The sequence below is a fragment of the Companilactobacillus bobalius genome (assembly GCF_002179915.1).
GTDB classification, from domain to species: Bacteria; Bacillota; Bacilli; order Lactobacillales; family Lactobacillaceae; genus Companilactobacillus; species Companilactobacillus bobalius.
In genome coordinates this window covers 26,180-50,592 of the sequence record NZ_MYFM01000009.1, presented here as the reverse complement: position 1 = coordinate 50,592, position 24,413 = coordinate 26,180, and the positions used below count along the sequence as shown (strand labels likewise).

General features: G+C 35.2%; 20 protein-coding genes and 1 other annotated feature. Of the genes, 15 read left to right on the top strand and 5 right to left on the bottom strand.

Annotated features, from left to right (window positions below):
* Positions 1 to 117: 117 nt before the first annotated feature.
* Complete coding sequence (locus tag LKACC16343_RS12880) at positions 118 to 798, bottom strand: dihydrofolate reductase family protein (protein WP_056950289.1); 681 nt, start codon at positions 796 to 798, stop codon at positions 118 to 120.
* Between the two features lie 157 nt (positions 799 to 955).
* Here LKACC16343_RS12880 and LKACC16343_RS12875 point away from each other — a divergent pair, with 157 nt between their 5' ends.
* The 9 genes from LKACC16343_RS12875 to LKACC16343_RS12835 all read left to right on the top strand — a co-directional run bounded on the left by LKACC16343_RS12875 (position 956) and on the right by LKACC16343_RS12835 (position 12,241).
* Positions 956 to 1,486, top strand: coding sequence for a PadR family transcriptional regulator (locus LKACC16343_RS12875; RefSeq protein WP_056950286.1), 531 nt, complete (start codon positions 956 to 958; stop codon positions 1,484 to 1,486).
* Positions 1,487 to 1,540: 54 nt separating this feature from the next.
* Positions 1,541 to 2,689: an MFS transporter gene (locus LKACC16343_RS12870; RefSeq protein ID WP_056950360.1), complete on the top strand. Its 1,149-nt coding sequence runs from the start codon at positions 1,541 to 1,543 to the stop codon at positions 2,687 to 2,689.
* Between the two features lie 347 nt (positions 2,690 to 3,036).
* Positions 3,037 to 4,203, top strand: a complete 1,167-nt coding sequence (locus LKACC16343_RS12865; RefSeq protein WP_056950283.1) for a cation:proton antiporter — start codon at positions 3,037 to 3,039, stop codon at positions 4,201 to 4,203.
* A 13-nt stretch (positions 4,204 to 4,216) separates the two neighbouring features.
* The gene (locus LKACC16343_RS12860; protein ID WP_056950280.1) at positions 4,217 to 4,831 is read left to right on the top strand and encodes a TMEM175 family protein; all 615 of its coding nucleotides are present in this window, start codon (positions 4,217 to 4,219) and stop codon (positions 4,829 to 4,831) included.
* A 439-nt stretch (positions 4,832 to 5,270) separates the two neighbouring features.
* Positions 5,271 to 6,371, top strand: a complete 1,101-nt coding sequence (locus tag LKACC16343_RS12855; RefSeq protein ID WP_056950278.1) for a lactate oxidase — start codon at positions 5,271 to 5,273, stop codon at positions 6,369 to 6,371.
* Between the two features lie 175 nt (positions 6,372 to 6,546).
* Positions 6,547 to 8,310: an ABC transporter ATP-binding protein gene (locus LKACC16343_RS12850; RefSeq protein WP_056950276.1), complete on the top strand. Its 1,764-nt coding sequence runs from the start codon at positions 6,547 to 6,549 to the stop codon at positions 8,308 to 8,310.
* Positions 8,297 to 10,096 (top strand): ABC transporter ATP-binding protein, encoded by a 1,800-nt coding sequence (locus LKACC16343_RS12845; RefSeq protein WP_411762964.1) that lies wholly within the window; start codon positions 8,297 to 8,299, stop codon positions 10,094 to 10,096. The genes LKACC16343_RS12850 and LKACC16343_RS12845 overlap by 14 nt, the downstream gene beginning before the upstream one ends.
* A gap of 113 nt (positions 10,097 to 10,209) precedes the next feature.
* Complete coding sequence (locus tag LKACC16343_RS12840; protein ID WP_056950271.1) at positions 10,210 to 11,061, top strand: DUF3737 family protein; 852 nt, start codon at positions 10,210 to 10,212, stop codon at positions 11,059 to 11,061.
* A 13-nt stretch (positions 11,062 to 11,074) separates the two neighbouring features.
* Positions 11,075 to 12,241, top strand: a complete 1,167-nt coding sequence (locus LKACC16343_RS12835) for a MalY/PatB family protein (protein ID WP_056950268.1) — start codon at positions 11,075 to 11,077, stop codon at positions 12,239 to 12,241.
* 76 nt (positions 12,242 to 12,317) lie between these two features.
* On the opposite strand, the gene LKACC16343_RS12830 is transcribed toward LKACC16343_RS12835, so the two are convergent.
* Positions 12,318 to 13,121 (bottom strand): hypothetical protein, encoded by an 804-nt coding sequence (locus LKACC16343_RS12830; protein ID WP_056950265.1) that lies wholly within the window; start codon positions 13,119 to 13,121, stop codon positions 12,318 to 12,320.
* A 213-nt stretch (positions 13,122 to 13,334) separates the two neighbouring features.
* Between LKACC16343_RS12830 and LKACC16343_RS12825 the strand changes: the two genes are divergently transcribed.
* Positions 13,335 to 14,570 carry an acetate/propionate family kinase gene (locus LKACC16343_RS12825; RefSeq protein WP_056950262.1) on the top strand — a complete coding sequence of 412 codons (1,236 nt, stop codon included), beginning with the start codon at positions 13,335 to 13,337 and terminating at the stop codon, positions 14,568 to 14,570.
* 244 nt (positions 14,571 to 14,814) lie between these two features.
* Here LKACC16343_RS12825 and LKACC16343_RS12820 read toward each other — a convergent pair whose 3' ends face one another.
* The 3 genes from LKACC16343_RS12820 to LKACC16343_RS12810 form a co-directional block, all read right to left on the bottom strand.
* Complete coding sequence (locus tag LKACC16343_RS12820; protein WP_056950259.1) at positions 14,815 to 15,357, bottom strand: nucleoside/nucleotide kinase family protein; 543 nt, start codon at positions 15,355 to 15,357, stop codon at positions 14,815 to 14,817.
* A 79-nt stretch (positions 15,358 to 15,436) separates the two neighbouring features.
* A complete protein-coding gene (locus LKACC16343_RS12815) occupies positions 15,437 to 16,132 on the bottom strand; it encodes a hypothetical protein (protein ID WP_056950257.1) in 696 nt (231 codons plus the stop codon).
* Between the two features lie 83 nt (positions 16,133 to 16,215).
* A complete protein-coding gene (locus LKACC16343_RS12810; RefSeq protein ID WP_056950254.1) occupies positions 16,216 to 16,932 on the bottom strand; it encodes an alpha/beta hydrolase in 717 nt (238 codons plus the stop codon).
* Positions 16,933 to 17,007: 75 nt separating this feature from the next.
* Positions 17,008 to 17,240 (top strand) — a binding site (T-box leader).
* A 60-nt stretch (positions 17,241 to 17,300) separates the two neighbouring features.
* Here LKACC16343_RS12810 and asnS point away from each other — a divergent pair.
* The 5 genes from asnS to LKACC16343_RS12785 all read left to right on the top strand — a co-directional run bounded on the left by asnS (position 17,301) and on the right by LKACC16343_RS12785 (position 24,362).
* Positions 17,301 to 18,692, top strand: a complete 1,392-nt coding sequence (gene asnS / locus LKACC16343_RS12805) for an asparagine--tRNA ligase (protein WP_056950251.1) — start codon at positions 17,301 to 17,303, stop codon at positions 18,690 to 18,692.
* A 449-nt stretch (positions 18,693 to 19,141) separates the two neighbouring features.
* Complete coding sequence (locus LKACC16343_RS12800) at positions 19,142 to 20,074, top strand: ATP-binding cassette domain-containing protein (RefSeq protein ID WP_056950248.1); 933 nt, start codon at positions 19,142 to 19,144, stop codon at positions 20,072 to 20,074.
* Positions 20,074 to 21,600 carry an ABC transporter permease/substrate-binding protein gene (locus tag LKACC16343_RS12795; protein WP_056950245.1) on the top strand — a complete coding sequence of 509 codons (1,527 nt, stop codon included), beginning with the start codon at positions 20,074 to 20,076 and terminating at the stop codon, positions 21,598 to 21,600. The genes LKACC16343_RS12800 and LKACC16343_RS12795 overlap by 1 nt, the downstream gene beginning before the upstream one ends.
* A gap of 192 nt (positions 21,601 to 21,792) precedes the next feature.
* Entirely contained in the window at positions 21,793 to 23,025 is a 1,233-nt protein-coding gene (locus LKACC16343_RS12790; protein ID WP_056950242.1) for an oxalate decarboxylase family bicupin, read from the top strand.
* Between the two features lie 11 nt (positions 23,026 to 23,036).
* Positions 23,037 to 24,362 (top strand): FAD-dependent oxidoreductase, encoded by a 1,326-nt coding sequence (locus LKACC16343_RS12785; RefSeq protein WP_056950238.1) that lies wholly within the window; start codon positions 23,037 to 23,039, stop codon positions 24,360 to 24,362.
* The last annotated feature ends 51 nt before the right edge of the window (positions 24,363 to 24,413 follow it).

Below are 24,413 nucleotides of genomic sequence, written 5' to 3'. Positions count from 1 at the left end.
CAAATTTGATTTTTTTATTGATGAAAGTGGTATTACGATTGAATTACCGATGTATTAAAACTTTAGGTAAAACAAAAAAGAAACGATTATTTATTCGTTTCTTTTTTGTTTTCAACGTTATTTTTTAACTAAATATCGTAACCAAACAGCACCGTCTTCATACGTTTGGGCACTCTGTAATTTCAATGGCATTGGTTTACGGTCTTGGGGACGACCATCGAAAACAGCAGGCATGCCTTGGCGTCCATCAACTCCAGGTCCAATTAGTAGACTGATTTCATCAATCAGACCGGCATCTAAAAATGATCCATCAATATGTCCACCACCAACAATTGCCATTCTTTCGACATTAAATTGTTCTGCCAAGATTTCTACGGCTCTAGCTAAATCAATTTGAGTTTTTCCGGTTGCAATCCAAGAAATTTGTTTAGAATCTAGGTAATTTAAATAATCTTTTTTTACTTGTTCGCTAGTAATAATGATGTGTGGCTTACTGTAGTTATAATCTTCGTCCCAGAGCAAAACTCCTTTGGTATCGACAATTACTTCGTATCCGGCGGCGTCATTGTTTTTATTGAAGGTTTCTTTATTAAGAGCTTCGTTAGTTTTTGATTCGAATTCGCCAGTTTGTGCCAATTCTAATTGAGCAGTAACACGACCGCTTAGAGTAGTGGGAGCTTCGATATCTTTGAGAGTTGAGTAGTATTCCTGTGTTCCTTGAAGTTGGACGGTCATATCGCAATCAATGCGACCGTCAACTGATGTCATCATATGACAGATAATATAGGGTTTAGTCATGTCTATTCTCCTTAGTAAATTAGTTGATAAATTAACCTTATTACTTAAAGTCGACTTGAGGTCAAGCTTAAATTGCAATTTGACAACAATATTGAGCTGATATATATTAGAAAAGTTGATTATATATCAGACTGATATATTGAAGGGGAGTGAGATAATGTATGACTTGTTTGTTTTAGGACAACTTATGGATGAGTCGATGAGTGGTTATTTGATGCGGCAGATTTTACAACAAATTGTGGGTCGGCAACGAAAAATCAGTTTTGGAATGATTTATCCATTGTTTAAACGTTTGAATGAAGCTGGCTATATTACTTTGAATGACCAAGTCGATGTGGGGAAACGATCGAAAAAAGTGGCGACGATTACTGATCGCGGTCGGATTCGTTTTAAGGAATTAATGATACAAAAGGTACCTTTGAATCCTAATTTGGAATTCACTTACAGTGTTAAATTTCGTAATTTTCATCAAATAGAACCTGAATTGCGTCGAGAAATTTTAAATGAATATAAAAATTATTTGTTAGAAAATCAGAAATCGTTATCTCAACAGATAGTTGATATGAAAGAGACACCTATCTCAGCTCCTGATTTAAAGAATGCTCAATGGGTGATTTCATTAAAACAAGTACAGATGAAGGCTGCTTTACAATGGGTTGATTCGTCACTGAAGAAATTTGCAGAATAGGGAGATATTAGTTTGGAAGAGACAGAGACTTTGTCAAAAAAGACCATTTTATTGATGGCGGTGGTGACTGGAGTTATTGTTGCCAATTTGAATTTTATTCAACCAATTGAAAACTTGATTGCGACTGATTTCAATATTTCTAAATCGGTTGTGGGGATGTTAGCCATGATCACTCAATTGGGTTATGCTTTTGGATTGTTACTGATTGTTCCTTTAGGGGATATTTTTGATCGTTATCATTTGATTCAATTCATGATGATTTTATCGATTATTTCGTTATTATTAGCGTTTTGGGCACCGAATGCTGGGATATTTGCAGTGGCAACAGCCTTGATAGGGATAACTTCTGTGGCACCACAGATTATTATTCCATATGCTGGATATTTAGCTCCAGTATTGCAACGTGGTAAGGTTCTGGGTATCGTGTTGAGCGGCTTGTTAACAGGTATTCTATTGTCACGTTCATTTAGTGGTTTGCTTGGTAGTATCATGCCTTGGCAGTACATATATTTAATTGCGGCCGGAGTGGATTTGGTTTTCTTGTTGATAGTGCATCTTTTCATGCCTCATGATAAACGAGGACATCGTGATTTGAAGTACTTTGCTGTAATCAAGACTTTGCCTAAACTTTTCATTGAACAAAAGGAATTACGTGGTTCAGCTATAAATGGTTTTTGTATGTTTGGGATGTCTAACGTTTTATGGTCTACATTGGCATTCTATTTAGCAGCTCAATATCATTTAGGCAGTAGTATTGCTGGACTATTAGGGTTACTAGGTATTGCTGGTATCTTGGTAGCACCATGGGTCGGCAACTTAGTTGATCAGAAATCTCCCAAATTAACAATCGGTCTAAGTATGATTTTGTCTGGTTTAGGATTTGTAGTTTTCTGGCTAGTGGGATTCTGGATGATTGGTCTAATAGTTGGTATCGTATTGCTTGATTTGGGAACACAATTCAGTCAAGTTTCTAATCAAGCAATTGTACAGTCATTGAATCATCAACAGAGTAGTCGTAATAATTCAATCTTTATGTTTAGTTACTTTTTAGGCGGCTCCATCGGAACTTTAGCCGCAACTTGGGCTTGGAGTCGTATCGGTTGGATCGGTGTCTGTCTAGTAGCCTTAGCATTCTTAGTTATCGCTATTGTTGATCATTTTGTTATTGGTGAACCTGAAAAATTGAATACTGAAGTAGAGTAATTAATCAATTAACAAAAAATAAGTCTAGTGTAGTTATCATTTTTTGTGGTTGCTATGCTGGACTTTTTTAGATGGGAAAAACTATGCTCTGTTTCAAGTTGGTTTTTTTGACTTTTTATTGATAGATAATTATTGTTTTTGTTGTTAATTGATTTTTTATTTTGGGATAATTTTGTGTTTTGTTTTAGAATAACTATGGTTCTATACTTTATAGTGGAAACGAGCTACGCAGGCCAGATTCCTGTGCTTTGCCTGACTTCACGAACTGTCTGCTACGCAGCCAATTCGCAAAGTCCTGCAAATGATCAGAATCTAAGCGGGCCTGCTTCGCTCTTTGAGGTTTTGTTATGGGAAAATTTGCTTTATTGATCGTATTATTCGCTGCTTTGATTACGCCTCTTATTACGGCTAGGTTTCATTTGCAACGGATGCCTACGGCTATTTCAGAAATTATTATGGGGATCATCATTGGTAAGACTGGTCTCAATATTGTTCATCCAGATGTCAGTGTTCAATACATTGCTAATTTGGGTGTGATCATGCTGATCTTTTTAGGTGGGATGGAGATTGATTTTTCTCTATTGGAGCCTAAGAAGGATAAATCGGTTTATTCGCCTTTGGGTAATTCATTTGCTGGTTTCATATCGATATTTATTATGTCGATGATTTTAAGTGGCATTTTGTACGTTACTGGAATTTTCAGTGAATTTATTTTGGCAGTCATTTTATTCAGTACGATTGCTCTAGGTGTTATCATTTCACTCTTAAAAGAGGCTGGATTGCTGAATACTAATTATGGGCAAACGATTTTGTTAACATCAGCGTTCGGGGAATTTATTCCTTTGGTGGCTTTGACAATTTATTCAGCTGTTAAGCAACAGCATTACATTTCCGTATTAGGCTTGCCGGTTATTTTTATTATTGCAATTGTTCTGTTGCATCGTTTCAATCGAATCTATGTCTTCTTTGATAAAATCGATAAATCAACGACACAATTAGATATCCGTTTAGCTTTCTTCTTGATTTTCACTTTGGTTACTTTTGCTGAACAAATTGGTGCTGAAAGTATTTTGGGTTCCTTCTTGGCAGGTGCTGTGATGAAATTGTTGAAGCCAAAGCCTGACACTGAAGAAAAATTGAGCTCAATGGGTTATGGATTTTTTATACCAGTTTTCTTCATTACTACAGGAGTAAATCTAAACTTGAGAACTTTGTTTACTAACAAACAGGCTCTATTGTTGATTCCAGTATTTTTGGTAGCTTTCATCGTGTCAAAGGCAATTGTTTACTTTGTCTTTCGTAAACGATTTGGCAGACGATATGCCAGTGCCGCTGCAATTGTTACGTCCACAACGATTACTTTAGTTTTGCCCATTCTACAAGTTGGACGCAATTTGAAATTGATTACTACTGCTCAGTCAGGAGCAATCACGTTGGCGGCCATTATTACTTGTTTAGTCTGTCCAATTGTCTTTAATAAGATTCTTAGTTCAGACGATGAAGCTATAGAGTGAGGGAGAATTTTTAGTGACAAAAGATAGATTATTAGCATTTAGCGATGGTGTTTTTGCCATTTTGATTACTATTTTGGTTTTGGAATTCACGGTTCCAAGTTTTAAATCTGGGCATCTGTTAACCGCCATGTTTCATCAATGGCCAATTTTGATAGCCTATATAGTTTCATATTTTTACGTGGGTACGTTGTGGTTATTTCATCATGATTACTTCAATGCACTCAAAGCCATCAATCGCAATTTGAATTTGATCAATCTCTTGATGTTATTCACAATTACATTGATTAATTATCCAATGGCATTAGTGGCGGACACCTTGAGCCGTGGAAATTTAAATGATATCAGAGTAGCATTCATTACATATGACTTAGTAGCGCTTATTATTTCGTTTATGTTTTACGTTTTGTACTCGTATATCGGAAAACATCACGAACTAAAATCGAATCGGATGGAAAATAGTGCTTTTGCTAAGAATAAATATGATCCTTTAGTCAGTGTTAGTCTTTATATCTTGGCTATCATTAGCTCATTATTCTTTGTTCCATTAGGAGCGTTTTTCCTGTTAGCAGGAATTGGTTTCCATTTTGTGGCTTATCTACGATTAAGTAATGTTTTAGGACATAGGTAAACTTGAGATTACAATCAAATAGAAATTTTAAATTAAAAGAACAGTCTCCATTAGGAATTCAAAATGAATTTGAATCTCTTAATAGAGACTGTTCTTATTTATTATTTAGATTCCACGATAATTGAAAAATAGAGATTTAGTCTGGAACAACAAGTCCGATTGGTCTCAGCCGTGAGATTCTACTTAGTGATTTATCACTTAGTAGAAGACCTGTATTTGAGACAATTGTGATCTTCAATTGGCTCAAATCAGTGTCCACAGCGTTCCAGACCAATCGGGCTTGTTGTGGAAGACGGCATTTAACACTAATATAAAATAAATTATTTCATCAATATTAAAAGAAAAATTGATATTTTCGGAACAAATATCAGCAAAATTTACAAATGTAGGTTAAACTGATCCTGTTGAACAAATACAAGTAAAAAGGATGGGATTTTTAATGAAAAAGAAGTATGAAGCAAGTACTGCTGAAAATCATGTAGATATTCTAAATATTGCTGGTCTAGAGGCTCGTGTGAAGGATCATATGAGTAATGAAAAGGGCGCCTTTGGTTATATCAGTGGTGGTTCTGAGGATGAATGGACTAAGAAACAAAATACTGAATCCTTTAATAAGAGAAAGATTGAACCACGTGTACTTCAAGGTATCGATCATGCAGATCTAAGTACTAAATTATGGGATATTGATTTGAAGACTCCTATTATTCAAGCACCTTCAGCTGCTCAAGGATTAGCACATGCTAAAGGTGAAACTGACACAGCTAAAGGTGTAGCTGCTGCCGGTTCTATCTTCTCAATCAGTACTTATGCAAGTACTTCAATTGAAGATGCTGCAGCCGCTGCTCCTGATGCTCCACAATTTTTCCAATTATATATGAGTAAGGATGATAATTTTAACGAATTCCTAATTAAAAAGGCTGTTGCTGCTGGTGCTAAAGCTATTGTCTTAACTGTTGATTCTACTTTAGGTGGTTATCGTGAAGCTGATGTTGCTAATAAGTTCCAATTCCCACTTCCAATGCCTAACTTAGCTGGATATTCAGCTGGTGACGGTGAAGGTAAGGGAATCTCTGAAATTTATGCTTCAGCTAAACAAGGAATCGTACCTACAGACATTCAAAAGATTAAGGATATGTCTGGTCTACCAGTTATCGTTAAAGGTATTCAATCACCTGACGACGCTGAATTAGCTATTGAGTTTGGTGCCGATGGTGTTTGGGTATCTAACCATGGTGGCCGTCAACTAGATGGTGGTCCAGCTTCATTTGAAGTTTTACCAGACATTGCTGATGCAGTTGATCAACGTGTACCAGTTATCTTTGATAGTGGTGTTCGTCGTGGTGAACATGTCTTCAAAGCCTTGGCTAGTGGTGCTGATTTAGTTGCTATTGGTCGTCCAATCATTTATGGATTGAACCTCGGTGGTGCTCAAGGTGTAACAGATGTAATTGAACACTTGAACATGGAATTATCCATTACTATGCAATTGGCTGGTACAAAGACAATTAACGATGTTAAAAACACTGAATTGCTTTGGTAGATAATAGTTTAATTTGATGTTAATTAGCGGTATTCTTATTTAATTATGAGAATACCGCTATTTTTTTATAATAAAATTAAAATTATAGCCAGAAAACGTTTTCTGAGTTGCTTTAAAGTTAACTTGAGGGTGTAAGGTATTAATAATGTAATTTTTAGATTGTAGGTGAGATGACATGGGGATTTTTTCACGACTCAAATGGTTTTTTAAAAACCAATGGAAACAATATTTAATCGGAGTCATAGCTTTAATCATTGTCGCAATTGTAAATGTTATTCCTCCTAAGATTATCGGAAATGTCGTTGACGCGGTTAGTAAACGTAACGTCACGGGTAATTTTCTATTAGTAAGTATGTTGATCTTTTTGGGGACAGCGATTGCACAATATCTTTTAAGATTTTTATGGCGAAAAATGATATTTGGAAGTTCTTTCGTTTTAGAGAGGGATTTAAGAAGTCGACTTTATCGTCAATTTATGAAGATGGATGCTACTTTTTATAAGAAATGGCGTACTGGTGATTTGATGGCGCATGCTACCAATGATATTGATGCGGTACGTGATGTTGCAGGACCAGGTATTTTAACTTTGGCCGACTCCATAATTACCGGAACTTCTACTATTCTAGCTATGGGGTTATTCATTGGTTGGAAGTTAACAATTCTAGCGGTATTGCCACTTATTCTTTTGGGAATTATGGCTAATATTTTAGGAGGCAAGGTTCATGATGCCTTTTCTAAATCACAAGCAGAATTTTCTAGTATCAATAATAAGACTCAGGAAAGTATTGTTGGTATTAAAGTTTTAAAGGCTCTTGGTCAAGAACGTGAAGATGAGGCTGATTTCAACAATTATGTTGATGATAACATCAAGGCCAATCGTCGTTCTTATCGTTTGGATGCTTTATTTGATCCGTTGACGACACTGATCATGGGGATTTCATACGTGATTACGATCATCTTCGGTGGTCTAGCAGTATTGAATAAGCAGATCACAATTGGTCAATTAGTTTCATTCATTACATATATGACTCAATTAACATGGCCAATGTACGCTGTTGGTAGTTTGTTCAATGTCTTGGAACGTGGTTCAGCTAGTTATGATCGTATTAGTGATTTATTAGGTGAAAAATCTTCACTAATTCGTCCTAAACATGCAATTGAAACAATTACAGATTGTAATTTGGACTTTAATGTTCACTCTTTCCATTATCCTGACGATGATAGTGCCACAGCTTTGCATGATGTTCATTTTGAATTAAGAGAAGGGCAAACTTTAGGGATTGTGGGTCCAACTGGTGGTGGTAAATCAACCATTATCAGTCTATTGATGCGTGATTTTGATCATTATGATGGCTCAATCAAGATGGGCGAAAATGATATTCGTAAGTATGATATTGATAATTATTTAAACACGATTGGTTATGTGCCACAAACTAATTTCTTATTCTCAACTGACATTAGAGACAATGTTCGTTTTGCCAATATGGAAGCTAATCAAGCTCAAGTTGAGGATGCCAGTCGGGTAGCCGATCTTGATGCTGATATCGAAAAGATGCCGAATGGCTACGATACAGAGGTCGGTGAATTAGGAGTGTCCTTGTCTGGTGGTCAGAAACAACGCTTAGCAATTGCTAGAGCTATTTTGAGTGATCCTAAATTGTTGATTCTGGATGACTCTTTGTCTGCGGTCGATTTTAAAACTGAACGTAATATTGAACAAAGAATTGCTCATAATCGTAAGAATGCGACAACTATTATTGCTGCCAGTCGTTTGAGTTCTGTTGAGGCAGCTGACCAGATATTGGTTATGGATCATGGAACTATTCTTGAAAAGGGTACTCATCAAGAGTTGTTGGCTCAAAAAGGTTGGTATTACGATACCTTCCATTTACAAGAAAAGACAGCCGAGTTAGAGGGGAGGCTGAATGATGAAAAATAATGAACAAGAGAATATCCTAAAAACTGTACAATCATTGTCGCACAAGGATCGAAATAAGATTCTGAAATGGCTTTTTCAATTTGCTTGGGAATTTAAAATGCAATTTGGGATTGCTATTGGCTTTGCCATTGTTTTGAGTGTTATTAATATTATGTTGCCCAGAATGTTGCAGTATTACATGGATCATTATTTGACTAACCAGAGTACCGGTGTGCAATTGATTATCGGTTTTGCAATTCTTTATGCGATTGGAACTATTATTCAAGCCATCGTGCAATTCATTCAGAATTTTTTCTTCTCAATGGGTGCGGAGCGGACTTTGGAAAAAATTAGAAGTCAACTTTTTCATAAACTACACACTTTAGGTTTGAAGTATTTTGATGTTACTCCAGCTGGTTCAATCGTTTCACGAGTAACTAATGATACTAAAACGTTGTACAACTTTTGGACTTTGTTTTTGATGATCATCATCGCGTTATTCTCAATGGTATCGTCATTTATTGCTATGGCATCAGTTAGTGTACCTTTAGCAATCTTTACGGCGTTGTTCGTTGTACTTTTGTACTTAGTTGTTTGGATTTATCAACATATTAGTTCAAAAATTTATCAACGTTTACGTGAGTATTTGAGTCAAATCAATACTAAATTGAATGAATCCTTGATGGGTATCAGTGTTATTCAACAATTTGGTCAACAGGGACGTAAAACGGCTGAATTTGAAAATAAGAATAATGCCTATTATCAAATGCGTTCGCAGATGATCAATGTCAATTCGTTTTTATTGAATCCAATGATCAATCTGATGTTTACTTTGGCTGAATTAGTTGCGTTATTAGGCTTTGGAATGAAGAGTATGAATAGTTTGGTAGCAGCGGGTGTAATTTATGCCTTCTTGTCATACCAACAAAACTTCTTCAATCCTTTGTCTAACGTAATGAATTATATGTCGTTCTTCCAAGATGGTTTGGTTGCCGGTTATCGAATTATGCGAATGTTCAACAATGATTCTTATGCTCCTAAGCAAAATGAGGATAGTAAAGAAAAAATTGTTGAAGGTAAAATCGAGTTCCGTCATGTTACTTTCGGCTATAATCCAGATGAACCAATTTTGAAAGATATTTCCTTTACGGTTGAACCGGGTGAAAATATTGCTTTTGTTGGCCACACTGGTAGTGGTAAAAGTTCAATTATCAATATTATGCTGCGTTTTTATGAATTCGGCGAAGGTCAAATTCTGATTGATGATCATGATATTCGTGATTACTCGACTAAAGAATTACGTCGACAATTAGGCTTGGTTATTCAGGAACCATATTTGTTCTATGGTGATATTGCCAAAAATATTCGAATGTTTGATGACAAAATTACCGATGAACAAGTTGAACAAGCAGCCAAGTTTGTTGATGCAGATGAATTTATTGAGAAATTGCCCGAAAAATACCATGCGCCAGTAACTGAACGTGGTGGTAGTTTTTCAACAGGACAACGACAATTGATTTCTTTTGCAAGAACGATTGTTAGAAATCCTAAAGTTTTGATTTTGGATGAGGCGACTGCTAATATTGACCCTCAAACTGAACAAAGTATTACGAAGAGTTTGAAAAAAATGCGTGATGATCGAACGACTATTTCGATTGCTCATAGATTGTCGACGGTTCAAGATGCTGATCAAATCTTAGTTTTGAGTGCAGGTAAGATTGTTGAACGAGGTACACATGAAGAACTATTGGCTTTAGGTGGTAAATATGCTGAACTATATGCCTTACAATCAGTAGAAAATAGTTAGTCATAACAAAAAGGTATAGTTATGTATTTAGAATAAGTATTTAACATATCAATGACGATGGATAATAATTATTATCGTTAGAAAAATTTTTTACAAAAAGGTTTGGCAATTAAATGAAGAAACAAATAAATGAAGGTTATTTTGATGGTGAACGTCCTTTATTCAAAGAACACGACGCTCAAATAACAGATACAACATTTGGTGAAGGTGAATCTCCACTAAAAGAAGCACGCAATATTGATTTAAACGATGTCGTTTTCAAGTGGAAGTACCCACTTTGGTATGCTAAACATGTTAAGGTTGATGATTCTATTTTTGAAACAATGTCACGTTCGGGTATCTGGTATACCGATGATATTGAAATCAACGATTCAGCTTTGCAAGCACCAAAGCTTTTCCGTCGTGCTTCTGATATTAGATTGAACAATGTTCATTTTGCTGATGCTGAGGAAACAATGTGGACTTGTAAAGATATCAAGATGAAAGACGTTGAAGTAAACGGTAATTACTTTGGTAAAGATAGTGAAAATATATATGCTGAAAACTTAAATGTTGTCGGTAACTATGTTTTCGATGGTGCCAAGAATGTTGAAATCCACAATTCCAGTTTTGTATCAAAAGATGCCTTCTGGAATTGTGACAACGTTACAATTTATGATTCAAAAATTAGTGGTGAATATTTAGCTTGGAACACTAAGAATATTACTTTGATTAATTGTACAATTGAGAGTGATCAAGGCCTTTGTTATATCGATGGCTTAAAGATGGTTAACTGTAAATTGCTCAGAACTGATCTGGCCTTTGAATATTGTTCAAACATCGATGCTGAAATTACAACTGATGTTATGAGTATTAAGAATCCAATCAGTGGTTCAATCCAAGTTAAATCTGTAGACAATATTATTTTTGATGACCCTGAAATTGATAAGACTAAGACCTCAATCAAAGTAACTCAAAAAGTTTAAGGAGAGTGGCCTGATGAATTACGATTTTGAAACATTGAATAAAAAACGCGCTGGTAATTCGGCTAAGTGGGATGTCGGACAAAATGAATTGCCAATGACAATTGCTGATATGGATTTCAAGACAGCTCCAGAAATCATTCAAGCTTTGCAAGATAAGATTTCGATGGGATTATTCGGTTATGAAGAGATTCCTGATGAATATCGTAAAGCTGTAGCTGATTGGTACGAAGCAGAGCACCATGTGCGTCCACAAGAGGATTGGATGATTTTTGCAACCGGAGTAGTACCGTCTATTTCTTCGGCAGTGCGTCGGTTAACCTCGTTAGGTGACAATGTCTTGGTACAAGCACCGGTTTATAATATCTTCTATAATTCGATTGTAAATAACGGTCGTCATGTGGTTTCAAATGATTTAGTTTATGATCAGGCGACTCATCAATATTCGATTGATTTCGATGATTTAGAAAAGAAAATGAGTGATCCGCTAACTAATATGATGATTCTATGTAATCCTCATAATCCGGTAGGAAAAATTTGGACAGTTGATGAATTAACTAAGATTGCAGCCTTAGCTTTGAAGTATGATGTTAAATTGTTCAGTGATGAAATTCACGGGGATGTTACTTTCAATGAAAAAGGCTATAATCCTGTTTTCGGATTAGAAGAAAAGTATCTCAAGAATGTTATTGTCGCTGTATCACCAAGTAAGACTTTCAACGTGGCTGCTTTACATGCTTCGACGGTAATTGTGCCAGATGCTAATTTAAGAGCTCAAGTGAGCCGCGGCTTGAATAGTGAAGAACTAGCAGAACCTAACTTGGTAGCCATTCCTGGAACAATTGCGGCCTATACAAAAGGCCATGAGTGGTTACAACAATTGAAACAAAAAGTTTTGGAAAATAGAAAGTTAGTTTTAGATTTCTTAGCTGAGAATATTCCAGACATCAAATGGGTTCAAGGCGATGCCACATATTTACTTTGGTTCGATGTTTCTAAAATTACGAAAAATGTTGATGAATTGACTGACTTCATTCGTAAGGATACTGGTTTGATCGTTACGCCTGGGGATGTTTATGGTGGAGACGGACAACACTTTATTCGTATGAATATTGCAAGTCCAACAGAAATGATTCAGGATGGTTTGAATCGTCTGCAAAAAGGTATAAATGATTATAAATAGAAAAAGTATTTAATATTCAGTTAATAGAAAAAGCTACCCCGTATTCTTCGGAGTAGCTTTTTCTATGTCTAATAAGTTATTTGTCAGTACGTACTTTATTAATCAATTCGTTCATTCCACGGTTCATTTTAATATCGTCCTCTTGCGAAAGGTCTCTAGATGGTTTTCCAGAAGAATCCTTGATAGAAGGTTCTTTTACAATTCTTTCATACTTTCCCTGTGCATTTTCAGGAAATAATCCTTTGCTGGCGAAATCAATTGACCAGAATTCACCTGGGATATTGTCGGCTTCGGAGGGCTCTTTAGTAAGTAAGAATGCAAAATTTTCACCAACTTTTGGTAGAGGCATGTCAGGATTATTTACTGTTACAATTTCTTCAGAATTAGCTTCTTCAGGTGAAATATTCATAAATGGTTTATCAGAAACGGTGGATAATAAAGCCTTACGTGTTATATTTCCTCCTGGAAACATTACTCTTATAGTTTTATTTGTTTGATCTTTGTCGCCTTTTAAAACGTATTTAATTTTTGTATCTGCGATAGTATTGGGCATATTTCGGTCTACAAAACTATGGAGGTTAGTTACTTGACCAACAACGACTAACTGACTTATGTTAATCAATCTTGAGAATGTCGAGGGATAGCCAACTAAAGCATTTTCGGCACTTTGATTAATCTTTTTATGACTATAAAATTTGTCATTGATTTCTTTTGCATTCTTTAAAGTATTAGCATCTTTATTTTTAGTTTTATTGACTATTTTGTTTTTGATTAAAGTGCTATGGCCGCTGTTATTCGTTTTATTGTGGATATAAAAAGGAGTCAAGCCGGTGATAAGTAAAATAAAAAGAATGGAACTCAAAACAAACTTTTTTTTCAATATGTTGCTCCTTCGTTAATAAGAACGCTTAGTATTCTTAAATATTATCAAGAGAATATATATTAAATGTATATTTGGAATAATAAGTATAAATTAACTATGGTTATAACCACATGATTAAATGGTACGTTCCAATCGTTGACAACGGTTACAATATATAATATATTAATTGATGAATAAATATAATATTTTAGTAATTGGTTGGTGATATAAATGTCAAAGGTACTAATTGTTAATTCAGGAAGTTCAACATTTAAGTGGAAGCTATTTAATTTACAAGATGAGAAATGTATCGCTGAGGGTATGGTCGATCGTTTAGGTAAAGAAGATTCCGTATTTAAAATAAAATTTGATGGAAAGAAATTAAGCGAAAATAAATATGTGCCAACGCATGAATCTGCCGTGACGAAAACGTTGCATACTTTGCTTAAAATAAAAGCAATTAAAAGTTATGATGAGATCACACGTGTCGGACACAGAGTTGTTGCCGGTGGTACTATTTTTAAGGATTCTGTTGTAGTTGATTCTAAAGTTATAAAGCAAATTAGTGAATTATCGGAATTGGCACCATTACATAATCCTAGTCAAGTTGCGGGAATTGAAGCATTTGAAAAATTATTGCCAGATGCTATACAAGTTGCAGCGTTTGATACCTCATTCCATCAAACACTAAAACCGGCAAACTATTTGTACGGAGTTCCTTATGAATATTACGAGAAGTACGGCGTTCGTAAGTTTGGGGCACAAGGTATTAGTCACCGATATGTATCTACACAAGCTGCTGAATTTTTAGGAAAGCCAATAGATAAACTTCGAATTATTTCTTGCCACTTAGGTAGTGGAGCTTCTATAGATGCTATTGAAAATGGAAAATCAATAGATACATCGATGGGCTTTACTCCAGAGTCAGGTTTAATGATGAGTTCACGTGCAGGGGATATTGATCCATCACTAGTAACATACCTTATGAGGAAGCTAAATATTACTAACGCTGATGATATGACAGACATCTTGAATAACGAATCCGGCTTATTAGGCATTTCAGGTATATCACCTGATCTTCGAGATTTAATGGCAGTTAAAGATGAAAATCCAAGAGCTAAATTAGCTGTAGATATGTATATAAATCGAATAGTTAAGTATATCGGTTCATATATTTCTTTGATGGACGGTGTAGATGCAATTATCTTTACTGCAGGAACTGGTGAAAATAATCCGGATATTCGATCAATGATTATGGAACATTTCCGTTATATGGGTATTAAGTTAGATGATGATACCAATAGAAATAGTAAAGGAACTCGTAAAATCAGTTCAGAAGACTCTCAAAGTGATGTATTAGTTATTCCAACTAATGAGGAGTTAATGATTTTAAGGGACGTGGTTCGTTTAACTGGTAATGAGGATGTTCATAATGATAAGTATCAAGAAACAGTAAGCACATTTTAATAGTAAGAAATTCCGTCTTCCACAAAAGTTGAAAATGCTGGTGGAACGCTGTGGGCGCGGCTGACTGCATTTTCAACTTTTGTTCCAGACTGGTAAACGGTTCTGTTTATTATTTCCTTCTGAATTTTAAAAAATAACGGTATCCATTTAGAATAAGTGTATATAATTACACTCCTAAATGGATGCCGTTTTAGTTTCTGAAGAAGAAAATTATTTTGATTGTAGTTATTATTTTTTAAAGAGCTTAGAAAAGATTATACAGTTTAAACTTATTTAGAATTAGTTCAACTTTTTTGTCCAGTGACAAGAGACCGTCAACAACCAAGTCTGCATCGCTACTAATATATTTGTCGTGATTAACAAAGATTGGTCTAGCAAAATCTAAATAAGTTTTAGCCCAATCACGTATCTGTTCACCATCATTGTTTGTGTAATCACGTAGGATTTGACGGGCAAAGCAAACATCTAGGGGTGTTTTAACATAGATAACTTTGTCGATATAGGGTTTCAATGTGTCATGCCTATAACCAAATGGAAAGTCGACTAGTATGAAATGATGTTTATTGTAAACTTTAAGGAAATCATCCATTAACATACTGATATCATACTGGTTAACAGCTTCCTGAATTGGTGTGTCAATAGGTGGTGCAGAGGGTAAGGCATCTATACTGTAGTCGTCAAAAGAAATAACGGTACTATCAGGTAGTTTATGATTTAGTTCTTGAACTAATGTGGTTTTTCCACTGGCAGTGACACCACTTATGACAATGACATAACTTTTCAACATTTTTTTCACTTCCTAAAAGTAATATAACTCTTCTATTGGGAAAATAAAAAGGCGTTCAAAATATGAACACCTTTTTATATTAATTTGTTTGGGTTTGATTCAATTCTTGTTTAGGTTTATAAGTATCGGATAGGATCAAGGTATAGGAGTTAACACCGAAGAAGGCGACAATTACCATTAATCCGGTCATGAAGAAACCTAAGAACATGAAGCCTAATCCTAATGCAAGGCCGAAGAGGGCAAAACATAACATTAAGATTTTTGAAACATTGACAAGACTACGTTCACTTTTAAAGACATATTTGTAAATTACATCGATTTTTCTTGATTTATATACAACATTTTCAACTTGATGAAGCTGAAGGATTATTCCATATGGTTCAAAACCATTTTTTATAATATCTTTATCAAAATCAGTCGGAACAACTTTTTTGTATCTACCACCGGTTATTTTTATTGTGGGATAAACTTCTTGAGACATAATCTTTTTAAGATGAGAATTTAGTGGATAGGAGCCGATCACGACAGTTTCAAAACCGGGAATACGGGCTAGGACATTAATTTTCTTATCAAGTATATTTAAGCTGACAATAGCCGAATCAAGATTAGCTAATTGATGAATTCGAAAAATAAATTTGTTTTTTAGAATATTTTTATCCTTTTTACCTTCATATAGGTCTTCGGGATTGATAGTTCTTACATAATTAATATAATTCTCAATAAAAGTTGTTGAATCCTCGTTTAAGGTTAATTTCTTATCAAATAAAATAGTCATGTTTCCCCCAAAAATTGTAGCGACTAGTGACAGTATAACAAAGATGTATGCGCTTTTGTGGGAAATTATGAAAACGTTTTAATTTATTTGCTAATTTTTTTATTTAGCCAATTTATTAATAATTTACTTACAATATTTTGTTGTTTCTGATTACTAATGGAAGCCGTTTTATCGCCACTCTGTTTGCCATAGCTACCAAAGCCAGCGTGGTTACCACCAGAAATTTGTTCATAAAGTGTATTACTTGGTAGTAACTTTTTGGCCTTATTGTAGTTCTTCCATTTCAAAACTCCATCATTTGAAGCGGTAATTGATAAAACTGGGACCTTAGTTTTCCGTAAATCACCTTTTTTTTCAGGATAACTGGCTAAGAAAAAGACTCCCTTTAGATTCTTAGGATTATTATGAGCATAGCGACTAGCCATAGTTCCGCCTAGTGAGTGGCCTCCGATAACGTATCCGTTATTTTTAGAAATTTGATTAGCCATGTTGGCCTTTAGAACAGCTAAGTCTAATGGAAATCTTACGATGTAAACCGAATATCCCGCTTGAGCAACTTTCTTAGCCCAAATGCTGTAACTCTTGGGTTCTACTAAAGCACCAGGATAGAAAATGACTTTAGGATTTTGACTGTTTCCTGAAAACTCAGTTATGTTGTTACTTGTGGTACTAACTTTGCTGGCTGACATTGCTGCTGTTGAAGGTTGGTATTCCTTATTTTTAACAACAACAACGGAGATCAACATTACGACGACAAGGGCGATGATGATACCAATTAACCATTTAAAAAAATTTTTCATGATCTTCCTCCTCAATATCTATATTCTACTTTACAATTTGGTCAAAGTTATGCTACATTTAAGAAAATTAATATATCAAAAGATATTAAAAGAAGGAGTACTGTATACTTTATCCACAGGGAGTTAAGGCAAGTGAGAACTTAACGTGTCGGTATATAGGAAGAACATCTTTGTTATTCTAGCTGAAATCATTAGAGAGTAGGTTTAGACGTGACCCAGTACGTTATAATTGGAGAGTATTTAATGTACTTTTGAGGTGTTTTTTAAAAAACTTGGGTGGTACCGCGGAAAGATCTTTCGTCCCTTTTATTGGGGATGGAGGATCTTTTTTTCGTCTACAGTATTCCAAATGTGAAAAGGAGAAATCAATGCAAAACGTTTTAGTTAAAGATTTATATAAAAAAGAATTTGCTGACGGTGATCAAGTAACACTTAATGGTTGGATCCGTACAATTAGAGGTTCAAAACGAGTAGGTTTTATTGAATTAAATGATGGTTCATTCTTTAAGAATGTTCAAGTTGTTATTACTAGTGACATGGACAACTATGCTGATGTTGTTAAGTTCCCAATCAGTACAACAATTAAAGTTGTTGGTGAAGTTGCTCTTACTCCTAAGGCACAACAACCATTTGAAATTCATGCTACTGAAGTAGTTGAAGAGGGTGCTTCAGATTCAGATTACCCACTACAAAAGAAAGCTCACTCATATGAATTCATGAGAACTGTAGCTCACTTGCGTCCTAGAACAAATACTTTCTATTCAGTATTTAGAATTCGTTCACTAGCTGCTTTTGCTATTCATGAATATCTACAACACAATGGTTTCGTTTATGTTCACACGCCAATCATCACTAGTTCTGATGCTGAAGGTGCCGGTGAAATGTTCCAAGTAACAACATTGGATATGAATAACGTACCAAAGACTGACGATGGCAAAGTTGATTATAATGAAGACTTCTTTAAGAAAGAAACTAACCTAACTGTTAGTGGACAACTAGAAGTTGAACCATTCGCTTTGGCTTTCAGAAATGTTTATACTTTTGGACCAACTTTTAGAGCTGAAAATTCACATACTGGACGTCACGCTTCTGAATTCTGGATGATCGAACCAGAAATGGCATTTGCTGATCTTAAAGATGAGATGGATTGTTCAGAAGAGTTGCTTAAATATGTTATCAACTATGTAATGGACAACGCCAAAGAAGAATTAGATTTCTTGAACGAAAACGTTGATAATACATTGATTGACCGTTTGAAAGCTACTGCTGGCGAAGAATTTGCTCATGTTACTTATACTGATGCAATCGATATTCTTGAAAAAGCTACTGATGTTGAATTCGAAGTTAAACCTTACTGGGGACTTGACCTTGAATCAGAACATGAACGTTACTTATCAGAAAAAGTTTACAAGAAGCCTGTCTTTATTACTGATTATCCTAAGGAATTCAAAGCCTTCTACATGCGTGCTAACGAAGACGGTAAGACCGTTGCTGCAGCTGACTTGTTAGTTCCTGAAATTGGTGAATTGATTGGTGGTTCACAACGTGAAGAACGTCTTGATAAGCTTGAAGAGAGAATGTCAGAGCTTGATATGAACGAAGAAGACTACAAGTGGTACTTAGAATTACGTAAGTATGGTGGTACAGTTCACTCAGGTTTCGGTATTGGATTTGAAAGATTAGTTATGTACATCACAGGTATGGAAAATATTCGTGACGTCATTGCTTACCCAAGAACACCAGGTAATGCCGAATTTTAGAGAGTGGAACAAACTGTTTAGATTTTGAGAATTTGCAGGATTTTGCGAATCAGCTGCGAAGCAGACAGTTTGTGAAATCAGGCAAAGCACAGGAATCTGGCTTGAGTAGCTCGTTTCTACTATAAAAATTATGAAGACCAGCACTATAATCAAAAATGATTATGGTGTTGGTCTTTTTTGGTCACTTAAAAAAATAATGTTTTTTGATTAGAAGACTTAATTAAATAAATGTACTTATCTTTTTATAAGAATACTATTATAGGTGGTCTCCCAAAAATTATAAATATATGAAAAGCTTGACTGTAACGTGTATGTATAGTTTATTCTGTGAAAAGTAAAGAAATGGAAAGTTATTGCTATTTAAATAAATATTATTATGCTAATTTTTTGTCTAAAGGTTGGAAGATATTTATTATTAAAGTAAGTCAATTTTAGAGAGGGGAAATAAATTGATTACCTATAAAGATGTTGGAATGAAATACGAGAAGAACGTCGTTTTACATGATATCAATTTAACGATTGATGATGGTGAACTGTTTGTTTTAGTTGGTCCCAGTGGTAGTGGTAAAACTACTTTATTGAGAATGCTGAACAAATTAACAGTTCCTACTGATGGGGATGTTTATTTCGATGATAAGAGAATTAAGGATTACGACGTACAAAAGTTACGATTAGATATGGGTTATGTTTTGCAAGATAGTAGTTTATTTCCCAATCTAAATGTTGAAGATAATATTGCTATTCAGTTGGAACAAAAAGGTGTTTCCAAACAGGAACGTCATCAGCGTGCTGCCGAATTATTGGAATCAGTTGAACTTGATCCTAAAAAGTACGCTAAAAGAATGCCAGATGAATTATCCGGTGGACAGCAACAACGTGTTGCTATAATTCGTGCCTTGGCAACTAGTCCCAGATTAGTATTGATGGATGAATCTTTTAGTGCCTTGGACCCTGTTTTGAGACGTAAATCACAGGATCTAGTTTTGAAATTGCACGATAAATACAAAATGACGGTTGTCTTTGTAACTCATGATATGCAAGAAGCCTTACGAATGGGCCAAAAGATCGCTATTTTAAATCAAGGCGAAATTCAACAAGTAGGGACACCACATGAGATTATGCAAAACCCAGCCAATGATTTCGTTAAGAAGTTCTTTGGTACTAAGACACCGCATTGGTGGAACATGGACTTCTTGATTGGTTCTAAAGTTTTAACAGAAATTCCCAACTCGACTGATTATCCTGAGGTGGAGCATTTTGGCGAATTAGTTAACAGTTTAAAAGATCATGCTGAGATAAAATTTAGATATCAGGATAAAGCTTATTCATTGACCCCTCAGCAATTGTTAGCTTACTTTGAAAAAGAGGGGGACAATCAATAATGCAAATGTTATTACAGACTGTTATTAATCAACGTGCTGAAATATTAAAATCGTTATATGAACATATTGGTATTTCCTTCATTTCACTGTTGATTGCCATGTTAATTGCAATTCCGTTGGCTATTTTATTACGAAACCATCGTCGCTTTGGTGAAGTAGGATTGCAAATTGCCGGGATTATTCAGACTATTCCCAGTCTAGCTTTGTTAGGATTGTTGATTCCAATCGTGGGAATTGGAACTGTACCAGCAGTAGTAGCACTGACTATGTATGCCATTATGCCGTTGTATCAAAACACTTATTCAGGATTGACCAATATTGATCCTAATTTGGAGGAAGCTGCGGTTGCCTTTGGACTATCTAAGTGGAAGAGATTGCAACGTTTGGAATTTCCTTTAGCTTTACCGATGATTATTTCTGGAATTAGAATTGCTTTAGTTATGATTATTGGTACAGCCACATTAGCCGCTTTCATTGGTGCTGGTGGTTTGGGTGATTATATTATGTTGGGAATTCAACAAAATAATAATTACTACTTAATTATCGGTGGTGTTTTGTCGGCCCTATTAGCCTTTATCTTCAGTGGTCTCCTGAAATTCATTGGTTCATCGAAACGTCGGATTTATACTGGTGGCGTGGTGATACTGTTGTTACTACTAGGATTTGGTGGTAATAAGGTTTATCAAATGGTAAAGCCACAACCAGTTCAAATTACGATTGCCGGTAAATTAGGTAGTGAGCCAGAAATCTTAATTAATATGTATAAGGATTTAATCAAGCAAGATAATCCTAAAGCACAAGTTACTTTGAAACCTAATTTTGGTGCCACAACTTTCTTGTATAAGGCTTTGAAACGACAAGATGTTGATATTTATCCAGAATTTACAGGAACGGTTTTGGAAGCATTAGTAAAATACGATAAACCGACGCCTAAGAATCCGGAAAAAACTTATCAAATTGCTAAACAAGAATTATCGAAACAAGAAAATATGAGTTTCTTAAAACCAATGGAATACGAAAATGGTTATGATCTGGCTGTAACCAAGGAATTTTCCAAGAAGTATCACGTTACAAAGTTAAGTGATTTACAACGAGTAAGTGATAAAGTTATTGCCGGATTTGATCCTGATTTTTCCAATCAAGCTGATGGATATCTAGGATTGAAGAAGAAATATAATTTAGATTTTGGTAATGTTAAACGAATGGAACCATCTTTACGCTACAAGGCGATTGCTAATGATCGTGTTAATTTAGTAGATGGTTATACGACAGATCCGCAAGTTCAACAATATCATTTAGTAGTTTTGAAGGATGATAAGCATTTCTTCCCACCATATCAAGGGGCTCCTTTGATGAATGAAAGTTTTGCTAAGAAGAATCCTGAGGTTGTTAAGAGTTTGAATAAGTTAGCTGGTAAGATTTCTGCGGAAGATATGCAGAAGATGAATTATCAAGTCAGCGTTAAGAATAAGAAGGCCAGTGTAGTGGCTCATGATTATTTAGTTAAAAAAGGTTTATTGAAATAAAGAGATCCCGATATAATAGCTATCCTTTGATTGCTATTATATCGGGATTTTTTTGTTATAGATTATTCTTATCTATTTTATTTTTATTAATAAATAAAAACTATAAAATAATTTTGTACTTTATGTGTTTATATTTGTGTTTTGTAATCGCTTGCTATACCATGAATTTATTAAAAAAGGAAGGTATACAAAATGTCAAATAGAAAAGTTGAACCGGAACGTACAGTTGATAACGCAGGTTGGATTGATCGAGGTCCTAGAAATTACGAACGTGATTTGCAGAATCCCGATTTACTTGTACCACCAATAACGGATCATGGTACGGTATCTAACTTACGTTTTAGCTTTTCTGATGCGCATATGAGAATTGAAGAGGGCGGTTGGACACGTGAAGTTACTAATCGTGAATTACCAGCTTCACATGATTTAGCAGGAGTTGATATGTGCTTGAAACCAGGAGCATATCGAGAACTTCATTGGCACAAAGAGGCAGAATGGGCCTTTATGATTGCTGGAAATGCTAGAGTAACAGCTTTGGATGCTGAAGGTCGTAGTTTTATTGATGATATTAATGCTGGTGATCTTTGGAATTTTGAAGCTGGAATTCCTCACTCAATTCAAGCTTTAGACCAGGGTTGTGAATTTTTACTAGTCTTTAGTGAACCTGATTTCTCAGAAAATAATACTTTCTTATTAACAGATTGGTTGGCACATACTCCAAAAGATATTATTGCCGCTAATTTTAAGGTTGACGAAAGTGTGTTAGCTAACTTGCCAGGTAAAGAGAAATATATCTTTAATGGTGAGGTTCCTGGTCCAATTTCTGAAGTTAAAAAGAACAATCCTAATGGGGATGTGCCATCACCATTTACATTCCATATGAGTGACTTGAAACCACATGAATTTGAGGCTGGTAAAGTTTGGATTGTTGATTCAAAAGTCTTCCCTGTTGCACAAACCATTTCGGCTGCAATTGTAGAAATTCAACCAGGTGGTATGCGTGAGCTTCACTGGCATCCAAAATCAGAAGAATGGGATTATTTTGTTCAAGGCCATGCTAAGGTTGGTGTCTTCAATTCAGCTTCACTTGCAAGAACATTTAATTTCCAAGCCGGAGATGTCGGTGTAATTCCAATTGTTGCAGGACACTATATTAAGAACATCGGTGATGAACCTTTGATTTTCCTAGAAGTTTTCAAGAATCCTGTTTATTCAGATATTTCTCTAAACAAGTGGTTGGCTACCTTACCAACTCAAATGGTTTCTGATCATTTGAATATTAGTCCTGAAACAGTTGATCAATTCCCTAAAGAAGAAGCTGCAGTTGTTTGGTATGATCAAAGTCATTCAAAAAAGAATGACGAAAGTACCATTGAAGAAACGCCACAAGATCTTCAATATAAGGCTGGACAAGTATTCAAATAGGGAGTGATTAAATGCAATATGATGTTCTAATTGTTGGAGGAGGAGTAGGTGGTGGCTCCACCGCTTTGAATTTGGCAGCTCGTGGATTTAAAGTAGCAATTGTTGAAGAACGCGATTGGGGCGGAACAACAATCAATCGTGGAAGTACTCCTAAACGTGCGTTATTAGCCAGTGCCGAAACGCATTTCCGAATGGCCCAGTTAGTTGAAAATGTTGCACCACTCAGTTGGTCAGAAATGGCCAATCACAGTGCCAAGATAGTTCTGGCTGCTAATCAACGGTATGGCAATAACTTAGTTAAAGCAGGAATAACTACTATCGAGGGTCATGCGACTTTTGTAAATTCAAATACAATTTTAGTCCATGGGCAAAAATATCAGGCTAAAAGAATTATTCTAGCTACTGGTGCACGTCCCAGAGAATTAGAATTTTCGGGAAGTCAGTACATGGAACATAGTGCTAGTTTCTTAAAAACATCGAATTTACCTGATAATATAACAATTGTTGGTGCGGGAATTATTGCTTTTGCGTTAACTAGTATAGCTACTGAAGCAGGAACAAAAGTTACTATTGTCCAACATAATCAGCGTGCCCTAGGAATACTTGACCAAGGATTAGTCCAAATTTTAATTAAACGTTTGGAGAATGCTGGAGTAGTATTCAAATTTGATAATACTATTCAAAAGATTACTGAACTGTCAAATGGTTCTTATCAGGTAACTACAAATCAGAGTCAGTTTAAAACGGGTGCAGTTTATTGTGTAGCTGGAAGAATACCAAATACGGAAGATTTAAATTTATCTGTTGCTGGCGTTAAGGTTGGTTTGAAAGGTATTAAGGTTGATAAAAATTTAAGAACTAGTAACCCTCAGATTTTTGCGCTTGGAGATTGCTGTGATGCTTCTGTTCCTAAACTAAGTAATTACGCTATCTATCAAGGCAAATGCTTAGGTAATAGTTTGGAAAAACCAGTGCAATTTCCTATTAAGTATCCAACACCAGCTTTAACCGTGTTTAGTATACCTAAGTTGGGACAAGTTGGAATTAGTACGCAGCAGGCTTCTAATAAACCAGAATTAGAAATTAAAACAATTGATATAAAGAATTGGCAAACGTACGCTCGTAATGGTGATGATTTAGCTGAATTAAAGATAGTCTTTAATAAAGGCAGTCAACAAATCGTTGGAGCAGAGGTTTTGAGTCAAGATGCGGATCAATTAGTTGATTATTTATCATTGCTAATCCAACAACACGTCACTGCAAATGATTTACAACAGCAACTATTTGCTTATCCTAGTCAAGCTAGTGATTTATATGGAATCTGGCAATCAAGATAGGTATTGATAAGTAATAAAAGCCAGAACAGAATTTTCTGCTCTGGCTTTTAT

Excerpts from the sequence above, each read along its gene's own strand:
- LKACC16343_RS12880 (WP_056950289.1), bottom strand. The coding sequence starts at position 798 with ATGACTAAACCCTATATTATCTGTCATATGATGACATCAGTTGACGGT.
- LKACC16343_RS12875 (WP_056950286.1), top strand. The coding sequence starts at position 956 with ATGTATGACTTGTTTGTTTTAGGACAACTTATGGATGAGTCGATGAGT.
- LKACC16343_RS12870 (WP_056950360.1), top strand. The coding sequence starts at position 1,541 with ATGGCGGTGGTGACTGGAGTTATTGTTGCCAATTTGAATTTTATTCAA.
- LKACC16343_RS12865 (WP_056950283.1), top strand. The coding sequence starts at position 3,037 with ATGGGAAAATTTGCTTTATTGATCGTATTATTCGCTGCTTTGATTACG.
- LKACC16343_RS12855 (WP_056950278.1), top strand. The coding sequence starts at position 5,271 with ATGAAAAAGAAGTATGAAGCAAGTACTGCTGAAAATCATGTAGATATT.
- LKACC16343_RS12850 (WP_056950276.1), top strand. The coding sequence starts at position 6,547 with ATGGGGATTTTTTCACGACTCAAATGGTTTTTTAAAAACCAATGGAAA.
- LKACC16343_RS12845 (WP_411762964.1), top strand. The coding sequence starts at position 8,297 with ATGATGAAAAATAATGAACAAGAGAATATCCTAAAAACTGTACAATCA.
- LKACC16343_RS12840 (WP_056950271.1), top strand. The coding sequence starts at position 10,210 with ATGAAGAAACAAATAAATGAAGGTTATTTTGATGGTGAACGTCCTTTA.
- LKACC16343_RS12835 (WP_056950268.1), top strand. The coding sequence starts at position 11,075 with ATGAATTACGATTTTGAAACATTGAATAAAAAACGCGCTGGTAATTCG.
- LKACC16343_RS12825 (WP_056950262.1), top strand. The coding sequence starts at position 13,335 with ATGTCAAAGGTACTAATTGTTAATTCAGGAAGTTCAACATTTAAGTGG.
- LKACC16343_RS12820 (WP_056950259.1), bottom strand. The coding sequence starts at position 15,357 with ATGTTGAAAAGTTATGTCATTGTCATAAGTGGTGTCACTGCCAGTGGA.
- LKACC16343_RS12815 (WP_056950257.1), bottom strand. The coding sequence starts at position 16,132 with ATGACTATTTTATTTGATAAGAAATTAACCTTAAACGAGGATTCAACA.
- LKACC16343_RS12810 (WP_056950254.1), bottom strand. The coding sequence starts at position 16,932 with ATGAAAAATTTTTTTAAATGGTTAATTGGTATCATCATCGCCCTTGTC.
- asnS (WP_056950251.1), top strand. The coding sequence starts at position 17,301 with ATGCAAAACGTTTTAGTTAAAGATTTATATAAAAAAGAATTTGCTGAC.
- LKACC16343_RS12795 (WP_056950245.1), top strand. The coding sequence starts at position 20,074 with ATGCAAATGTTATTACAGACTGTTATTAATCAACGTGCTGAAATATTA.
- LKACC16343_RS12790 (WP_056950242.1), top strand. The coding sequence starts at position 21,793 with ATGTCAAATAGAAAAGTTGAACCGGAACGTACAGTTGATAACGCAGGT.
- LKACC16343_RS12785 (WP_056950238.1), top strand. The coding sequence starts at position 23,037 with ATGCAATATGATGTTCTAATTGTTGGAGGAGGAGTAGGTGGTGGCTCC.